General features: G+C 60.0%; 11 protein-coding genes and 1 pseudogene. 4 read left to right on the top strand and 8 right to left on the bottom strand.

The features are described from left to right. Nucleotides 1-5: 5 nt before the first annotated feature. Nucleotides 6-2,054, bottom strand: coding sequence for an arabinofuranosidase catalytic domain-containing protein (locus P3T40_RS38345; RefSeq protein ID WP_429272908.1), 2,049 nt, complete (start codon nucleotides 2,052-2,054; stop codon nucleotides 6-8). 811 nt (nucleotides 2,055-2,865) lie between these two features. Continuing rightward, a complete protein-coding gene (locus tag P3T40_RS38350; RefSeq protein WP_429272909.1) occupies nucleotides 2,866-3,501 on the bottom strand; it encodes a hydrolase in 636 nt (211 codons plus the stop codon). Between the two features lie 17 nt (nucleotides 3,502-3,518). Here P3T40_RS38350 and P3T40_RS38355 point away from each other — a divergent pair, with 17 nt between their 5' ends. Next, nucleotides 3,519-4,190 (top strand): TetR/AcrR family transcriptional regulator, encoded by a 672-nt coding sequence (locus P3T40_RS38355; RefSeq protein WP_429272943.1) that lies wholly within the window; start codon nucleotides 3,519-3,521, stop codon nucleotides 4,188-4,190. Here P3T40_RS38355 and prpR read toward each other — a convergent pair. After that, nucleotides 4,177-6,198 (bottom strand): propionate catabolism operon regulatory protein PrpR, encoded by a 2,022-nt coding sequence (prpR, locus tag P3T40_RS38360; RefSeq protein WP_429272910.1) that lies wholly within the window; start codon nucleotides 6,196-6,198, stop codon nucleotides 4,177-4,179. The genes P3T40_RS38355 and prpR overlap by 14 nt on opposite strands. 132 nt (nucleotides 6,199-6,330) lie before the next feature. Between prpR and P3T40_RS38365 the strand changes: the two genes are divergently transcribed. Continuing rightward, a complete protein-coding gene (locus P3T40_RS38365; RefSeq protein ID WP_429272911.1) occupies nucleotides 6,331-7,218 on the top strand; it encodes an isocitrate lyase/PEP mutase family protein in 888 nt (295 codons plus the stop codon). A 50-nt stretch (nucleotides 7,219-7,268) separates the two neighbouring features. Beyond that, nucleotides 7,269-8,621: pseudogene (locus P3T40_RS38370) on the top strand (MFS transporter). A 35-nt stretch (nucleotides 8,622-8,656) separates the two neighbouring features. Here the strand turns inward: P3T40_RS38370 and P3T40_RS38375 are convergent. After that, on the bottom strand, nucleotides 8,657-9,451 hold the full coding sequence (locus P3T40_RS38375; protein WP_429272912.1) for a BPSS1780 family membrane protein: 795 nt from the start codon (nucleotides 9,449-9,451) through the stop codon (nucleotides 8,657-8,659). 187 nt (nucleotides 9,452-9,638) lie between these two features. On the opposite strand from P3T40_RS38375, the gene P3T40_RS38380 reads away from it, so the two are divergent. Next, nucleotides 9,639-10,604, top strand: coding sequence for a helix-turn-helix transcriptional regulator (locus P3T40_RS38380; protein ID WP_429272913.1), 966 nt, complete (start codon nucleotides 9,639-9,641; stop codon nucleotides 10,602-10,604). Nucleotides 10,605-11,499: 895 nt separating this feature from the next. On the opposite strand, the gene P3T40_RS38385 is transcribed toward P3T40_RS38380, so the two are convergent. The 4 genes from P3T40_RS38385 to P3T40_RS38400 all read right to left on the bottom strand — a co-directional run bounded on the left by P3T40_RS38385 (nucleotide 11,500) and on the right by P3T40_RS38400 (nucleotide 16,921). Then, nucleotides 11,500-12,525 (bottom strand): hypothetical protein, encoded by a 1,026-nt coding sequence (locus P3T40_RS38385; protein ID WP_429272914.1) that lies wholly within the window; start codon nucleotides 12,523-12,525, stop codon nucleotides 11,500-11,502. Between the two features lie 221 nt (nucleotides 12,526-12,746). Continuing rightward, nucleotides 12,747-14,318 (bottom strand): hypothetical protein, encoded by a 1,572-nt coding sequence (locus tag P3T40_RS38390; protein ID WP_429272915.1) that lies wholly within the window; start codon nucleotides 14,316-14,318, stop codon nucleotides 12,747-12,749. 94 nt (nucleotides 14,319-14,412) lie between these two features. Continuing rightward, entirely contained in the window at nucleotides 14,413-15,474 is a 1,062-nt protein-coding gene (locus tag P3T40_RS38395; RefSeq protein WP_429272916.1) for a glycosyltransferase family 2 protein, read from the bottom strand. A 229-nt stretch (nucleotides 15,475-15,703) separates the two neighbouring features. Next, nucleotides 15,704-16,921: a glycosyltransferase gene (locus P3T40_RS38400; protein WP_429272917.1), complete on the bottom strand. Its 1,218-nt coding sequence runs from the start codon at nucleotides 16,919-16,921 to the stop codon at nucleotides 15,704-15,706. Nucleotides 16,922-17,001: the final 80 nt, after the last annotated feature.

The following is a 17,001-nucleotide window of genomic DNA, read 5'->3' on the forward strand; positions in this document are numbered from 1 at the left end:
CACGCCTACGTTCCCGAGGCAGTCACGATGGCCAGGCTTGGGCAGTAATGCGTTGCGCTCAAGTACGCCGCTTGCTGTGAGCGGACGCCAGCAGCATTAGACGTCGGCGGATCGATAAACACTTGCGCATTGTTCGATCCCGCCGGAGCGGTGAGCGTCATCGTCACTTTCCACCAGTTGCCCGACTTCACAGCGGTGAGCGAGGTCGCCTGTCCCCCACCCCATGTGCCTCGCACTATAGCGCCCGTGTTCGTATTGAGGACCCAACCAAACTCCGTGCCGCTCGGGTCATCGGTCTGGATCGATCCGCCAGGAAAGACCGTCGCGTTGGCGGTCGCAAGAACATAGTCACTGAAACTATATGATTGCCCACCTTGAACCCTGATGATTTCACGGACATTCGAGACCGACGAGCCGTTCGTGCTGGTCACTGTTGCAGCTCCCCTGTTGATTCCCGAGATATCCGTCGCAGGTACTGCGGTGCCGCCATTTTGTTGAGCCCATGTATCGGGTGCTGCGAGACTCAGCGGCGAGTCGATCAGGTTGTTGGCATAGCAGGCAGTTGTGGTCTTATCGGCCGGGGGCCCATAAAAGCTGGCGATGCTCGCCTGAATGGCGTTGTCGGTCGTATCGGAGGTTGCCTTGGTCAGCACCGCGCCTTCGAAGAACTGAACTGGCGCCGCGCTACCATCGCCACCTTCGCCAAGCGAAAGACCACCTTGCCATTGCCCGTTAAACGCATGGCCCGCATCGTTGAAAAAGTTATAGGCTTCCGGAGGCGCCGCGTCATAGACTGCTGTGAGTACATTCTGCGAGGAGGACCCGTCTTTGACAGCGAAGATATTTGACCCGGTCACCGGCGAGTATTTAGAGAGCACGGTGACGAATTTATCCTTTGGCGGCTGCTGCGGTCCGTAGAGATAAACGCCCGCTTCTGCGTCGACGCCCGGCCAGTTGGTGTCCAGTGCGTTGCATACGGGGTCTTTTGAGGTGAGTGGCTGGCTCGAATCGCCATCGCAATAGCCGAACGTAGCTGCGTTGCCATTTGAGAACGCCAGTGCAAACATTTCGCCTTCGACCTCGCCATGTGCATAGGTGCTGGAGTTAGCACTGCTTTCCATGTTTCCGTAGGTCCCGCAGCAAGTCGATGACTGGCTATAGTGCGCTCCCGCCACCATGTATTCGGCGATGTCGGTATCACCGATAGACTGATTCACCGTGCCAAAGCGGTTGCGATACGCCTGCCCCGCCAACGTGCCCAGGGCCGGAATCTGGGCACCTTGCAGCGGCACGAAGCTAAGCTTTGCGGGGGTGCCGGAAAGCGCCGGCAAGTCGTTACCGATCGATATCTGCTGAGTCGGCGCCTGGGTGGTCAGCGCGGTCGGCGGCTGTAGCAGCTGAACGGTCAGCGTCCCGCTTCCTGGAAGCGTGATCGTCGCAAAGCCGTTGAGGACCGGGACCGTCGTCGTTTTTTGCGCCGCTGAACTCGCACTCGGAACAGTCAATGACTCTGTGCCGTCCGCGTTGAGTATGAGGGTAGCCGCCACATTGCCAAATGCGCCGCCCTTGAGAGGCGCCACCAGGTCGATCTGATCGTAAATGTACGTGACGGAACAGGTTGTATTGTTGCAGAACGAATTCGTGCTGTTGACATTGGCTGAGCCAATCAGCGTACGGTCAGCGCCACGCGGCAAGCTACCTGAGGTATACGGATAAACGTTCAACGTTGCATTATCAGACGCCCGTTGGATCTGGAACAGCGGACCTCTGTAGTTCTTTGTCAGCAAGCGTGTCACGCTGTGAGCCGCAGAGCACGGCGTGCTGGCCGTTGCGGCGGCGTCGCATGGTAGAGGAGTCGCTGACGCCTCTTCCACTGATGTACTGTCATTTGACGGGGTTGCCTGGGCCGACTGGGCTGCTGCAGCCGTCGGCGCCACACTTGTGTTCGCCACGCCTGCGGCTTGAGATGTGCCGCTACTGCCTCCATCGCATGCGGCAAGTGCGACAGTCATTGCCAACAAGACGGAAATTAATCCCACTCCTCTGGACATCATGACATCCTCCTGTGAAACCAAGCATCGGATTAGATTTGGAAAATTTAGTTATGCAAATTTATTGCCACAAAATCGTCACTAATCAAGCAAGCAGTCTTCGGAACTGTCAGTCACTCACGGCGGGTTACAAGACGTACTACGTGGTAACGCAACGCGCCGTCCTGGCCACGCTACGCCTGGAAATGAGTTTGATCTTTGGGTGGAGCGCCCAGATGCCGGCATGCTGCGCGATGGGCCGATAATCGAATCGCACTGCCGGACCATCAGGCCGGATATCGCAAACGTTTGCGGAAAAGTGGCGCTCATCGCGTGTCGCGGCTACCGGTGGCTAGTACACGAGGTAAATGGCCAGCATCACCACCATCCGTTGCAGCGCTCTGCGGCTCACCATCCTCGTCTCCATTGTCGTTGCATCGATTGTCCGTCCAGCGGAACAGCAACTGATGCCGCGTGGCAGCGGGGCGCCTCGCTCGGTAATAATATTAGTCAATATTATCGCCAACCCTTCTAGGGACAATCCCCTACGCAAAAAGTGAAGTGTTGGAACAACTATGGCGCTGTGTCGGCATATGCGGGATGTTGGCACAGGTCAAGAAAATATTATCGCTAATATGATCTTTCATAATCGAAAGAAAGTTAATTACATTTTGCCTGCGCCACCATGAAGTCGCAGGCCCGCGAGACGCTCGCGGACTTGAGGCGATCGTTGATGCAAGATCCACGGAAAGTCGGACGGCGATTTCAAGATCGTTCGGATTCCTGCACGAAATATCCGCGCTCTGCTCTCGCCCTTCTCCAGGGCGAGCCGGTATCAGTCCGCGAGCGCCTGGATCACGTCCTCGGACTGCCGCACCAGGCCAAGCCTCGGGAAAATGAAATTAACCGACGCCTCGTGATGCTCAGCCGAGCCGCAACTCATCGCATCTTCAGCGAGCACGAGTGAATAGCCAAGTTCATAGGCAGCTCGCGCCGTCGACTCGACACCGATGTTCGTCGAAATTCCACCCAACACGATGGTTTGGACACCACGGCGGCGCAATTGCAGATCGAGTTCCGTGCCGTGAAATGCGTTCCACTGCCGCTTCGTGATCTTCAGATCGTGCTCGGCCACTTCGAGCGCTTCAGGGTAGTCCCACCACGTCGACGGAAGTCCGCCGGCCGGCAGTGTCACCGGTTGGTCGACGGGTTGCTTCAGCGCGTCGCCAAAATCGGCGCTCCAGCCTACGCGTACCAGCACGACTGGCGCATTCAGTTGCCGGAAGCGCTTCGCGAGCTTCGCCGAAGACGCCAGCACGGCCTCGGCACTACGAGGTGCCTTCCCGAATCCAAGAATGCCCTGTTGGAGGTCGATCAGAACGAGTGCCGCCGTTTTGGGGTCAAGTTCTGCAGCATCTTTACCTTCCGTTGAAGTTAGTGAGCCAAAGGTGTATTGTGAGGCTAGTATCACATTTCTATTCTATGAGCATGTCCTCACAAAAGTCAACGGGAACATTGCGGGCCGAAAGCGGGCAAGCGAATCTAGCGAAAGCCCCTCGGCGTGCACGAGGTCACGCACGCGTCGCTGCCCTGCTGGAGGCAGCGGGCAGTGAATTCGCAGACAAGGGGTATGAAGCCGCAACCATGACGGCGATTGCCGCCCGTGCTGGGGCATCGATTGGTTCGCTGTACCAATTCTTTCCCACCAAGGATCAGATTGCGGGGGCGTTACTCGAAAACTACGTGAACATGCTTGCGGAGACGTTCCACAAGCTGCGCGAGACCGCGCCATCTCTCGACTTACCGCTGCTTGCGAGCCGCTTGACCAGGACGTTTGTGAAGTTCCGCGCAAGCCATCCGGCATTCGCGGGGCTGGCCGAGACCTACAGTGATGTCCTCCCAGGCACTATCACGATCCGCGAACGTCTGCGTGGAGAAATCGCCTCCGTGCTGGCCGCGGTAGCGCCGCAACTGGAGCCAGCCGAGATAGCCATCCGTGCTGTCGTCATCCAGCACATCATGAAAGCAGCCGTCGCGGTGAACGGCGATGCCGCCATAGCCAGTCGTAAAGCGGTAATAGAAGAGCTGGAAGGCCTGATGCTGCACTATCTGCGTGAGGCGATCCAAGACGGCAATCAGGACACCGTCACTTCTTCATAAGTCGCCAAAGCGTGGTACGTCCAATGCCAAGCGCGCGGCTCGCCGCGGCGCGGTTGCCGCCGTGTAGTTCCAGTGCGCGTTGTACGTCGTCGCGCGTCACGGCTACGGGCGAAGAACTCACGGCATCAACGTTATTGCCATTGGACACCGCCTCGACTGACGGCGCATGCATGCGCCCGAACTCCGGAAAAACGTCCCGCAGGTCCTGCCACGCGCCGCTGGCTGCATCGCCCAGATAAATCGCGGCCCGTGCTATGAGGTTCTCAAGCTCCCGCACGTTGCCGGGCCACGCGTAGTGTTCGAACAACGGCGTGAGGAATTCCAGCACGCGTTCCGCGGCCGTGGCGGGCAGTCCGTATTGCATTGCGCTGCGCGCGAGCAGATGCCGCGCCAGTTCCGGTATGTCACCGCGACGCTCGCGCAACGGCGGCAGCTCGATTTGCAACAGATTAAGCCGGAAATACAGATCGGCGCGAAACACCCCTTGCTCCACGAGCGCATGCAGGTCGCGATGCGTCGCGGCGATCACGCGAACATCGATCGGCGTCGCGCGCCCCGAGCCGAGTTTCATCACTTCGCGCTCCTGCAGCACGCGCAGCAAGCGGCTTTGCGACGCTGCCGGCATCTCGCCGATTTCATCGAGAAAGATCGTCCCCGTATGCGCGATTTCGAAGAGCCCCGGTTTGCCGCCGCGCCGGGCGCCGGTGAATGCCCCCTCCTCGTGACCGAACAGTTCACTTTCGATCAACCCTTCCGGCAACGCCGCGCAATTAAACGCGACGAACGGATTGCCGCGCCGGCGGCTCGCATTATGGATGCCTTGCGCGACCAGTTCCTTGCCTGTGCCGCTTTCACCGGTGAGCAGCACGGTCGCGTCGTGTGCGGCCCCGGCTCGCGCAAGGCGCCGCACACGTTCGAGCGCTGGCGACGCGCCGGTGAGATCGTCGAGACGGTGTCGCGCCACCAGATGTTTTGGCCGTTGACTGGTGCGTAACGACCGGTCGATGCGCTGCGCGACCAGCGCGTCTTGCACCGTCACCACGGAACCGGAACGTAAGCCATGCTCAACAATCGGCACGCAGTTGACGATCAGCGCCCGACCGTCAATCTGCTCGATGCGCTCGTCGATCGGCGCGCCGGTATCGAGCGTTTCGCGCAACAGCGGGCCGACCGCTCTCGCGAGTTGCGAGGGCAGATCGTGCGCGCGGTCGAGTCCGAGCAGATCGAGCATCGCCGGATTGACCGCTTCGAGCTGGCCAGCGTCATCGAATGCAGCGACGCCGTCGCGCAGATGCGCGACGATCGTATTGAGCCGCACGCGCTTCGACTCCTTCTGGCGGCTCACGCGCGCCAGTTCGATGGAGCGCTCGAACGCTTCTTCGACGGCGCCGAGCGAGTAGAGAAACACGCTATGCAGCCCGGCCCGTTGCGCAAGGTCGCACGCCATACCCGGGCCGATGATGACCTTGCAGCCCTCGGCCGCGAGCGTTTCGACGGCCACGTGGACCTCGTCAATCGAGCGGTATGCGTGCTGTTTCAGGGCGACGTTCAACCACGCACTCAGGTCGGTCAGTTCCTTCGACACCGTCTCGTGCAGAACGAGGCCGATCGGCGCGCCCGGCCACATCGTGATGGCCTGGGTGATCGCGCTAAGCACGTCGAAGCCATTCACCTTGACCATCACGACCGGCACGCTCAGGTTGTCGCGCAGATACGCGCCGTTCGAGCCGGCGGCGAGCACGACGTCGACCGTCCCCGCCTCGACGTACGCCTGCAGCGCGGTCACGGCATCACCGTAGCCCTCGCGCACCGAGAAGAATTTCGCCCGCTCCGTATAGCGCGGCGCGACTGTCTCGCACAACGTGGTCAGCCGACTGATGCTGACGAGCGCGATGCCCGGCCGGCTCTGATTCGGGTGCTGATTCTGGTTCGAGAGGGGCGTTGACACGATGAAATCTCCCAGGGCGATGGAACGCTTTTGAAACGTTCCACGAAACACACGGAACATTCTCGCACGAACGCCTCCACGCCGCCCGCCGGCTATAAGTCCATGAATTTGAAAATGAAACAGGAAGGCGCACTATTGGCATGCTTCCTGCACACGTCCCTCACTTTCAGACACTGATTCCGGAGACACGCCATGCCCACCTCAACCACTGCCCGCCGTGCTGCATTCCGCGCCAAAGTCGAAGAACGCAACGGGCTGCTCGTACCTGGCGCCTTCAACGCAATGAGCGCGCGCGTCATTGAGGACGCCGGCTTCGAAGCGCTCTATCTGACTGGCGCCGGCGTGACCAATATGTCGCTCGGTCTTCCTGACCTCGGTTTCGTCGGCTTGCACGAAATTGCGGAACACACCGCCAGGGTCCGCGACGCCGTCGAGCTACCGTTGATTGTCGATGCCGATACCGGCTTCGGCAACGCGCTCAACGTGCGTCACACGGTGCGCACACTCGAGCGCAGCGGCGCCGACGCGATCCAGTTCGAAGACCAGGTGATGCCGAAAAAATGCGGTCATTTCTCCGGCAAGGAGGTGATTGCGACCGGTGAGATGCTCGGCAAGATTCACGCAGCCGTCGATGCCCGTGAGGACCACAACCTGCTGATCATCGCGCGCACCGATGCAGCCGCCGTCCATGGTATCGACGACGCGATCGAGCGCGGTCACCGCTTCATCGAGGCGGGCGCAGACATCCTGTTTATTGAAGCGACGGAATCGCTCGCCGACATCGAGCGTTTGCCCAAACTGATCAACGCGCCGCAGTTGATCAATATCGTGATCGGCGGCAAGACGCCGACGCAGCCGCGCGAAGCGCTCGGCAAGCTCGGTTACGCGATCGTGCTGTATGCGAACGCGGCGCTGCAAGGCGCGGTGCTTGGCATGCAGCGGGCACTCGGCACGCTGCGCGCGAATGGCCGGTTAGACGAAGATGCATCGCTGGTCGCACCGTTCAGCGAGCGGCAACGGCTCGTCAACAAGCCTTTGTACGACCAGCTTGATCGGCAATACGCAGCCAAAGAAAAGTGAGCCGCGACGCGATTCGATCACACCAATAAAATTACGGAGACTTCATGGGAATGACACCCAACCCGGGCGACGCGCGCGGCGTCGCTGCAGCGGCTGTCGCCAGCGCCCGGAATGCCGGTAGCGCGGCAAGCACCACTGCGCCGGTGCGCATCCGCTCGATCGTCGGCGGCCTGGCCGGCAATCTGATCGAGTGGTACGACTTTCTTGCCTACAGCATCTTCTCGATCTACTTCGCGAAGTCGTTCTTCCCGAGCGACAAGCCCACCGTTCAGTTGATGAACACCGCGGCGATCGCCGCGGTCGGTTATGTCGCGCGACCGCTCGGCAGCTGGCTGATTGGGCTATATGCGGACCGGCGCGGCCGTAAATCGGCGTTGACATGGTCGGTCACGGCAATGTGCGTCGGCTCGCTGATGATCGCCGTCACGCCGGGCTACGCGACGATCGGCGTGTTCGCGCCGGTCGTGCTGATCCTCGCGCGCTTACTGCAAGGCTTGAGCATGGGGGGCGAATACGGCACCAGCGCGACTTATCTAAGCGAGATCGCGCCGGCAAACCGCCGCGGTTTCTACCTTGGCTTTCTGCAGGTCAGCGTGGTGGCGGGGCAGTTGGTCGCGCTCGCGTTGATGCTGGTGATGCAGAACGCGCTGTTCACGTCAGCGCAGATCGAGCGTTGGGGCTGGCGCATTCCGTTCGTGGTCGGCGGCGCGCTCGCGCTGTTTGCACTGTACATGCGCCGCAATGTTACGGAAACCGCAGCGTTCAAACAGAGTGCGCGGCAAACAGGACCCTCGGTCGCCCAGCAGATGCTGCAGCACTGGCGGCAAATCGCACTTGCAATCGGCATTACGGTCGGCGGGACTGTCGGCTTCTATACGTACACGGTTTACATGCAGAAGTATCTGGTCAATTCGGTTGGGCTCAGCAAGGAAACCTCAACGCTGATCTCCGCCGGTGCGCTGCTGCTTTAAATGCCGCTGCAGCCGCTCTTCGGCCTCGCGTCGGATGTGTTCGGCCGGCGTCCAGTGCTGATCTGCTTCGGCGTGTGCTGCACGTTCTTCTCAGTGCCGCTGTTCACGGCGCTCAGTCACACGAAAGATCCACTGGTTGCATTCCTGCTGTCGTTCGCCGGACTCGTGATGCTAAGTGGCTTCACGTCGGTCCACATGCTCGCGAAGACAGAACTGTTTCCGGCGCGAATCCGTGCACTCGCAGTCGGCTTGCCGTACGCGCTGACGACGGCGATTCTCGGCGGCACGACGGAGTTCGTCGCGCTGCGCTTCAAGGCAAGCGGTCACGAGCAGTACTTTTACTGGTACGTCACCGCGTGGGCAGCCGTGTCGCTTCTCGTCTACATAGGGATGCCAGAGACCCATTCCCGAAAAATAGCCGCGATCGAATGAGCGGGAGGGAACTCTTCATAGTCCGCAGTCGAAGTTCACCGACCAACGAAGATGTCCCGGTAAGCACCGTAGAGCGAGAGCAACGCCAGAGCCGTCAGCAGCGGCGTGAGCACCAGGGCACGCAGCGGCAGCGGAGCCATGGATGCTAATAGCACGGCCACCGTCAGCGTTGCGAAGTACGTTATCGTCACTGGCCAGTTACGAGCCACACCGCGCGCGCTAGCGATCATGGCCCTGTGTGGGCTCAGGTCATGCAGCATCACGAGTGCCGGAGCGAAGCAGGTGGCAGCGATCGCGATGGCGACAATCGACTCACCCAGCAACGCTTCCAGTGCGCCGCGCGCGCCATGCTCGCTATAGCCGATCGAAAGGTTTTGCACGCCGCGCGCGCTAACCGAAACGTTCAGCGAGACATGGAAGGTTGCCAACAGGATCACATAGCCGACGGCGACGATCGCCGCGCCGTACAGCCCGATCATGCACAGCGCGTTACTGCGCCGCGCCAGCGCGGCGAACGTTTCGCGCAGCGACACCGGCTGGCCTTGGCTAGCGCCGTCCTGAACGACCATCAGCCCACCCAGCACGAGCGGCGCCAGCAACACCGGCAGCGGACGCAACAGCGGCAGGAAACCCAACGCCGTCGCAGCATCGGCGCAGACCAGCAGCACACTGAGCCACAGCACCGGCTGCGCGCCGGCGGCGCGCGAGCCGCTCATCAGCCAGTCGAAAATGCGCAGAGGATTGACGTCTCTACCGCTGGAAAAAGGCAGTGCCAGCACACGATGGAGACGGGTTTGCTTAGAAACGTCGCTCGGGTAATGGATGCTCATGACAGTTTCCTCAGTAGAAAAGAAAGCTATTATTCGTACTCCTACGAATAATGCCTCCCGTAACTCGTCATTCGGAAATTCGTTCTACCTTTCCCGGCCCGTACCCGCTCGTCCTGGCCTGATCTTACTGCTAATCTACGTATCATTGCGGACAAAGGTTGTCCGCATCTACGGAGGCGGACGCCGAATGTTGCAAAACTCGACGAGGCTGCTGCGTCTGCTAGGCATGCTCAGGAGCTCCCTATCGTGGCATGGTGCCGTGCTGGCCGAGCGCCTTGGCATCACTGAACGGACAGTGCGACGCGATGTTGACCACTTGCGAGGCTTGGGCTACCGGATCAGCGCGACGCCGGGGCCCGATGGCGGCTATAGCCTGGAAGCAGGGACGGCCTTGCCGCCATTGCTTTTCGAGGAGGACGAAGCGCTCGCTGTCTCGCTGGCCCTGCGAACCCTTGCCGCCAGCGGCGTGCAGGGAATTGAGGAGTCGGCACTCGCAGCCCTCGTCAAGCTGGAACATTTGATGCCTCCAAAGCACAACCGCACGGCGAGGACGTTCTTCGCATCTATCCAGAAGTTGGCCCAGGCAGGCCCCAGGGTCGATCCAGCCGTGCTGGCTGCTCTTGCCGGCGCATGTGCGGACCACGAGGAATTGCAATTTCGCTACACCGACGGCCAAGCCAGGGCGAGCCAGCGCACGGTCGAGCCCCAAGGCCTGGTCAATGCGGAATCACGGTGGTACCTCGTCGCCTGGGACCCTAGCCGGGCGGACTGGCGCACGTTCCGCGTCGACCGGGTGGTCCCGCCGGTTCTGACCGGGCCGCGTTTCGAGCCGCGGGTCGGGCCGGAAAAGGGCGATCTGGCAGCATACGTCTCCCGTTCGGTTTCGACGTCGGCCTACCCGGTGCGCGCCAAAGTGATCCTTCACGCGCCGATGCAAGCGCTTGCCCAAAGCATTTGCCCGCTCGTCGGCCAGTTGGCGCCGCTCGATTCGCAGCGATGCGTAGTGCACACCGGGGCGCATTCCCTGCACTCGATCGCCGCCTGGCTGTGCACGCTGGAAGTCGAATTCGACGTCGTGGAGCCTCCCGAACTTCTGGAATTCCTCCGAGGAATGAACGCCCGCATCCGCCAGGCTTTGGAACGTTCCAATTAGGCTCACTGAGTCGGAGCGGCCGGCTTTCGCGTGATCGCGATTCCGCGAATCGTGATCGTCACGGGCTCCCCGCTGTCGATGGCTATCATCTCTGCGAAGGCCACCGCCAAGGCGTACAACCGCGCGTGGGCGGGCTTTTTCGCAGCGGCATATGCGCGGAGTGCATCTCTAACTCTGCGGCGGTGCATGTCGTGCCCCCGTATGCGGTTTGTATGATGGGGAGCTGTGACGGCGATCACAGTTCGCGGGCCGCCACGATCGCGTGGGACGTATTCGCCGCAGCAAATGAAAGGCCAAGGGATTGCGTGTGTGTTTCGATGGCGTTGTGAGCTGCGTCACTGCTGCGCTGTGCCGATGGAGGTAAATTGAAGTCTTAACGGCTAGGCAAACGGCGACCTTCCCCCCGGGAGGTCAGTGCCAGCGCCTTTTAGCGTCGGCCCAAAGGGCCGACGCTCTTCTTCACCGGCGTGCCGCGAAATCGCGCAACCGGGTCAGCGTGATGGACTTCTCCATCCGCGCGCGATGCCGCGTCTAAGACGTAGAATAGATAGATTAGCAGCTAGTCGCGCCCCAACCTTGCCGTTCCAAACCGTGCCTGCGCAAGCTACGAAGCAGCGCCCGGCGATGGACATTAGCTGTTCAATGACCGCACCATCACGCGATTCGCGCCTGCACAGTTCCAGCAGAAGGCTCCCTGCGCTTGCGGCAGGCACCGACACATCGAAGTTGATATTCGCGACCTGAAGCACTGCCGAACAAATTGGCTCCGCGACCTCGATTTACTGGCCGCTGCGTTGGCAACAAATTCATCCGCCGGGACGTTGGGCAGGCAATCCTGGTGGTTGAACACCGGATCAGGCTCCCCAATCCGCCCGGCGAACTTGCGCCGCACCGATCACGCAATCCTGAAAAGCTGCCCCAAAAAACCGCTCTTGCCTCGTTGCTCGGGAATAGTCGTCATAGCCAAGGCGTAGCGCAGGAATCCCTCTGCGACCGCGAAACGCTCATTCGGAACGAGCTCAAGTGTGCCCCACTCACTCGACAGGCGCGGCGCTACGAGCCCGGCGCCGCCCCCTGCCAGCACGATCTTATCAAGCTTGCGCAGATACGATCCAAACACCTCCCGGCTCTTCATGTAGATCTCTTCGGCAAGCGGCTCAACCGCGGCCGTGACTTCGGTCCAGACATCGACCACCTTCCCGAAGTTCTTGATCTGCTTCGTTGCCAGCGCTTGCGTCGCCTCAGCGAGCGTCACGGAATAATCCTTCTGCTGCAGGATACGCTGCAGGCTCGCGGCAACCTTGCTCATCCCAGAGCAACTGCCGTAAGCGTCGTCGATCGGATCGCCCTCTATTACCAGGGCGTAGTCGGTCGTGTATTGTCCGACCTCGATGGCTCCGTACATACCACTCGCCTCGATCCTCTCCGTTTCCTGCCCCTTCTCGTCAAACGCCAACGCGAAATAGGGACCAAGCGCTTGCGGCATGACCTTGATGGTCGCCTGAGGAGCGAGCGCGGACAGGACTTTGGCTAACTGCGCCTTGTGGGATGCGTACATTGAGGATGGCAGACCAACGATGATCAGCGCGCTGTCCACGTCTGGCACACCGGCTTCGGTGAGCTTCTTCAGCCCTCCCAGAAAGAGTGCGCGATGGTGGTCTGTCGCGAACCAATCGTCGCGCAGGCCACCAAGCAGGTCGTCATGACCCTGCCGGATTGCCGTGTCACCAAAATAGTAGGACTTGGTGTTCACCGTTACGGTTTCACCCATGGCGCGAGCACGAGCCCCTTCATCGGAAAGGGGCTTGGCCGGAATCACGGCCGATGGGTACAGCAACATTTCGCGCCTGTCGTTCGCACCGTCGTAGGCCACAAGTTTGGCAGCACTGCGACCTAGGTCAATGGCGATGGAAGTCTTCATCTTGTTTCACTCCGGTGATTCGTGAGAACGGTCCTAGTACAAACTTAGAGAAGATCGTCTCTTTTGTAGAGTCGTGAGTTTTGCCGGTGTGCAGAATTGTTTTGCCACAAGGCAAAATATTTTGCTCGGCCGGGTTTTCGGACAAGCTAAAGCCCCCTGATCCATGCTTGTGTGCTATGTGCAGCATGGAGTCAAGTCGAGGTTCATGTCTGTGCTTCAGGCTAGTACGGGGGTTGCCCCATAGCGATACGTTCGACGATGAACGGCATGAATGCACCGCCGGCGGCTGTCGCGATCAATATGAACGACAGTGACCGGGTTCGCAGCGGAACGCAGGCTAACAGGCCAACGATGGCTGGGGCGAAAGGCAGAAAGTAGCGCCCTGCCGAGTGCAGTTCCGGATTCAAAGCCAGCGTAGCCGAGACCAGCGATATCCCCGTTCCAAGCAGCAGACGAACTTCCACCATGCCCGCATGCCTCCATGTTTTGCCCAGCACGTACATCGCATACATCGTCAGCAACGCCGGCAACAACAGCGCCAATAAATAGCCCCCCGAGAACAGGGCATAAGGATGAAGTATTCCGTCGAGAACAGAAAGCGGCGTCACTTGCCAACTTTTTCGCACGGCAAAGGCACCAAGCGGATAACCGGTCTGCGCTCCCTTGATCGCGACATCCATCACGATTCCGAGCAGACCTGCTCCGCCTGCAAGGACAATGCGCCAGAGCCGCCCGAACCGGGAAATAGACGTGTCATACCAGAGAGTTATGGCGATCCACCCAACGCCAATCAGCCCCACAAATCGTGTGGCGGTTAGCAACGCCACTATCACGGCTGACATCCCATATTTTCTGTGCAGAAGCAGCAGGACAATCAGACACTCGAGCGTGAGAAAGAGCGGCTCGGAAAAACCGCCGACGACGAAGAACGCGAAGGGATTAAAGCTGAGCCACGCCGGTGCAACTAACGATAAGCTGTGCGTGAGTCCGCTTGCGCGTCCAATCGCAAAGAGTAACAACAGCGCTGCGAGCAATAGGACAGCGTTCAGCCCAATCATCGCCGACGCCACGGGCACGCGCCAAGCCACGGAGACACCCTTCACCAGCGAGGGAAACAGAAATGGCCAAGCTACATTCTGCTGCACGCCACCGTCGCCATCGAAACGGTATCCCCGTTGCGCTATGTCTCGGTACCAATTCGCATCCCAGCGTTCTGTCAGGACGCCTTCCGGGTCCGATCGAAACTCTATCGGCTCGACGCCGTACAGCCCCGAGCTATTGCGCACCAGGTTGTCCAGCAGCAGCGTGTCTGCGCCCGACTCCACCGCGAAGAGCTGGTAGGACAGCGAGCGGGAATCCTGCGAGCCCACCCTGTCAGCGGGCACCCATGCCCAGTCGGAGTGAATAGTCATGCCCTTGGCTTCACATGGCGATGGAAGCGGCAACAACTGTCGGAACAAGCCGGCGTGGATATCGACGCTCGTATGCATCTTGCCCGCACAATCAAGCGTCCAACGCTGGTCGTGATCGGCTCGACCGACTAGCGTCAATGATCCGGTCGAGTTTGCCGGTTGCAAGCCGAGCGTGACGTCCGGCGAAGCCCAGCTGAACTCATGAGCCTGATACCGTCCTGTCATGTTCTCGTAGTTGGCGAGCGTTCCGACGACAATACCGCGGCCAAGAAACCAGATCGCGACTATCCCGATCACTGCGACTGCAGTCCAGAGGCGTTCCGGTCCACGTACAATTGGCCTAACCGAGACCTCGATCAGTAGGTTGGAGACGCCTTCCATACTCAGTCCGATGAAAATATAGGAATGTTAATCTTTTAACCGAGCGCATCCGTGGAGGAGCGAAATCCAACTCCATCAAACACCCAAAGCTCGCCTATCGACCGCTTGCATCGGCAAAGGCATTTTCAGGCTGCGAAGTGGAGTGCTTCAGAGACTCAGCATGGCCGTGAGCCACGCACCGTTCGACATCCGGTGAGCGTGCATCAACGGCATGGCGCTCGTCACGCGTGGCCGGTAAGTAGTCTTGTACAAAATACAAAGGCCGTCGCTTGGACTCGTTGAACATGCGCCCCAAATATTCACCCATGATGCCCAGCCCGATTAGCTCCACACCGGACAGAAACAAGAGGGTCACCATAAGAGACGGATACCCAGCCACAGGATTGCCGTATCTCAGGGTTTTGTAGGCAATCCAGATGGCGTCGCCTAGTGCAGCTAGTGCCACAAGGACCCCTGCCCAGGAAGACAGCCGCAAGGGTGCAATGGAGAACGACGTGATGCCCTCAATCGCGAAATGCCACAATCGTGCATAGTTGAATTTGGAGAATCCCGCGGCGCGGGCTTCTCGCTCGTACCGTAGCGCCGTCTGCGGATAACCTATCCACGCAAACAGGCCCTTCATGTAGCGATGTCGCTCAGGTAGCTGGCGTAGCGCTTCAACCGCACGCCGGCTAAGAATTCGAAAGTCACCTGTATCTCGCGGAATCGATATCCGGCTCAACGCATCAATGACCCGATAAAACGCAAACGCCGACACTTTCTTAAGTGCCGTCTCGCCATCACGCGAGGTACGCTGGCCGTAGACAACATCAAAGCCTTGCTTCCAGACACGGATGAGTTCCGGGATCAGTTCGGGCGGGTCCTGGAGGTCCGCATCAATCACGATGGACGCATCGGCATTCGCACAATCCAGCCCGGCAGACAGGGCAATTTCCTTGCCATAGTTTCTACTGAGATTGAGGATGGTTACCCTTCTATCGGCTGTTTGAAGTGCGTGAAGTACCGCCAGCGTGTCGTCCTTGCTGCCATCGTTGACGTAGATTATCTCTGCGCGGATGTCATCTAGCGTCGCCAGTGTCGCGCACAACCGCGCATGAAATGCATGGAGTATTTGGTCTTCGTTGTACGCGGGCACCACGACCGCAAGTGTGGTCATCAAAGATTCCGTCATAGTGCGTGAATGCCTCATTCAATGACGCGGCCCCAAACTTCGATCGACTCCGCTCAACTGAATCACGGCAACAGGCCCGAAACCGGCGCCATTCTATCTCGGGCCAACTCTAATTCACGTTGAGAAATCCAACTGTGACGGCCGTCACACGAGCGGCGACGTTTGGAGTCCGCATCGGGTGCAGCGTCGCTGATGAGAGGAGGCATCCTGTCCATTACGGTTTCTCTATTGCCGAGTCCGATTGGACCAGCGACGATGCCGCGATACGCTCGCCATATGTGGCCGCGGCCGGCGAGACAGCACGCTCGCCGTCCTGCTTGCCGGCCATCACCGTCCGGTAGATTTGCCGGTATGCACTCGCGGTTCGATGCGCTGTGAACAGATCCTCAAAGCGCAATGCAGCGTTGCGGCCCAGCTCTTCGCAAACGTCGGGGTTCTCCCATAGCGCACGCATGGCATCGGCCAATTCGTTCGGGTCGTTCGGAGCAACCACCAGACCCGTGTCGCCGTGCACGTTCACGTAGCTGGTGCCGGTGCCGATCTCGCAGGTGATCATCGGCTTTGCCATCATCGCCCCTTCCAGCAGTGACATGCCGAACGCCTCCGCGCGATTCGGTGATGGCAGTATCACGGCGCGGCACAGCCGGATCAACGCCATTTTGTCCGCCTCGGGGATCGACCCGGTGAAATAGGCACTTGTCGCGCCACACTCCGCCGCCAATGCGTGGATCGTGGGTGCAAGCGGCCCGTCGCCCACCAGCACGACTGGATAACCGGTCTTGCGGATTGCCTCGATCAGGACCGGCAACCCTTTGTAATAGCGGAACACGCCCACGAACAGGAAGAACGGGCTGCCGATCCGTTCTTTCCAGCGCCGCACCAGCGCGTCGTCGGGGGTCGGGTAATAAGCTCGCGCGAGGCCGAGCGGCACGACCTCGACCTTGTGCCGGTGGCGGGCTAGCACATCGCTCGTCGCGGCGTAGTACGGCGAGGTGGCCACGATGCGGTCGACGCTGCTCAAAAAGCGGTGCATGAGCGGCCGGTACATCGCTAGTAGATTCTGCTGCCGCTGAATGTCGGCGTGGTAAGTCACGACCGACGGCTTGCGTATCTGCATCAACAGATGGGCGATATCGCCCATCGGCCAGGGGAAGTGATAGTGAACGACGTCCGCCTCGGCGGCGAGAGCACGAAATCGCCGCAGCGCCGACCACGACAGTTCGACAGAGGCGACCTTGAAATGGCTCTCGACGCGTTCGACCTGATGGCCCGGCAGGCCAATGTGCGGTTTACCGTCCTGTCGGGTCGTGAGCGTCAGCACCCGATTCTCGACGCCCAACTCGGAACCGGCCCGGCATAAATGGTAAATCGACTGCTCCGCACCGCCGATCGTATCCGGGATATAAGTCCGATAAAAATGTAATACGCGCATCAGTTTGTCACTCAGGCAAGGCGTCGATGGGGTGGTCGTCGGCATTCAGGCGGCTGCCACTGAAAGCGGTCGAAACGCTT

This window comes from Paraburkholderia sp. EB58, assembly GCF_050436665.1.
GTDB lineage: Bacteria > Pseudomonadota > Gammaproteobacteria > Burkholderiales > Burkholderiaceae > Paraburkholderia.

Bases quoted from the DNA above. Each gene is read 5' to 3' on its own strand.
- P3T40_RS38345 (WP_429272908.1), bottom strand. From the start codon at position 2,054: ATGATGTCCAGAGGAGTGGGATTAATTTCCGTCTTGTTGGCAATGACT.
- P3T40_RS38355 (WP_429272943.1), top strand. From the start codon at position 3,519: ATGTCCTCACAAAAGTCAACGGGAACATTGCGGGCCGAAAGCGGGCAA.
- prpR (WP_429272910.1), bottom strand. From the start codon at position 6,198: ATGTTCCGTGTGTTTCGTGGAACGTTTCAAAAGCGTTCCATCGCCCTG.
- P3T40_RS38365 (WP_429272911.1), top strand. From the start codon at position 6,331: ATGCCCACCTCAACCACTGCCCGCCGTGCTGCATTCCGCGCCAAAGTC.
- P3T40_RS38375 (WP_429272912.1), bottom strand. From the start codon at position 9,451: ATGAGCATCCATTACCCGAGCGACGTTTCTAAGCAAACCCGTCTCCAT.
- P3T40_RS38380 (WP_429272913.1), top strand. From the start codon at position 9,639: ATGTTGCAAAACTCGACGAGGCTGCTGCGTCTGCTAGGCATGCTCAGG.
- P3T40_RS38385 (WP_429272914.1), bottom strand. From the start codon at position 12,525: ATGAAGACTTCCATCGCCATTGACCTAGGTCGCAGTGCTGCCAAACTT.
- P3T40_RS38390 (WP_429272915.1), bottom strand. From the start codon at position 14,318: ATGGAAGGCGTCTCCAACCTACTGATCGAGGTCTCGGTTAGGCCAATT.
- P3T40_RS38395 (WP_429272916.1), bottom strand. From the start codon at position 15,474: ATGACCACACTTGCGGTCGTGGTGCCCGCGTACAACGAAGACCAAATA.
- P3T40_RS38400 (WP_429272917.1), bottom strand. From the start codon at position 16,921: ATGCGCGTATTACATTTTTATCGGACTTATATCCCGGATACGATCGGC.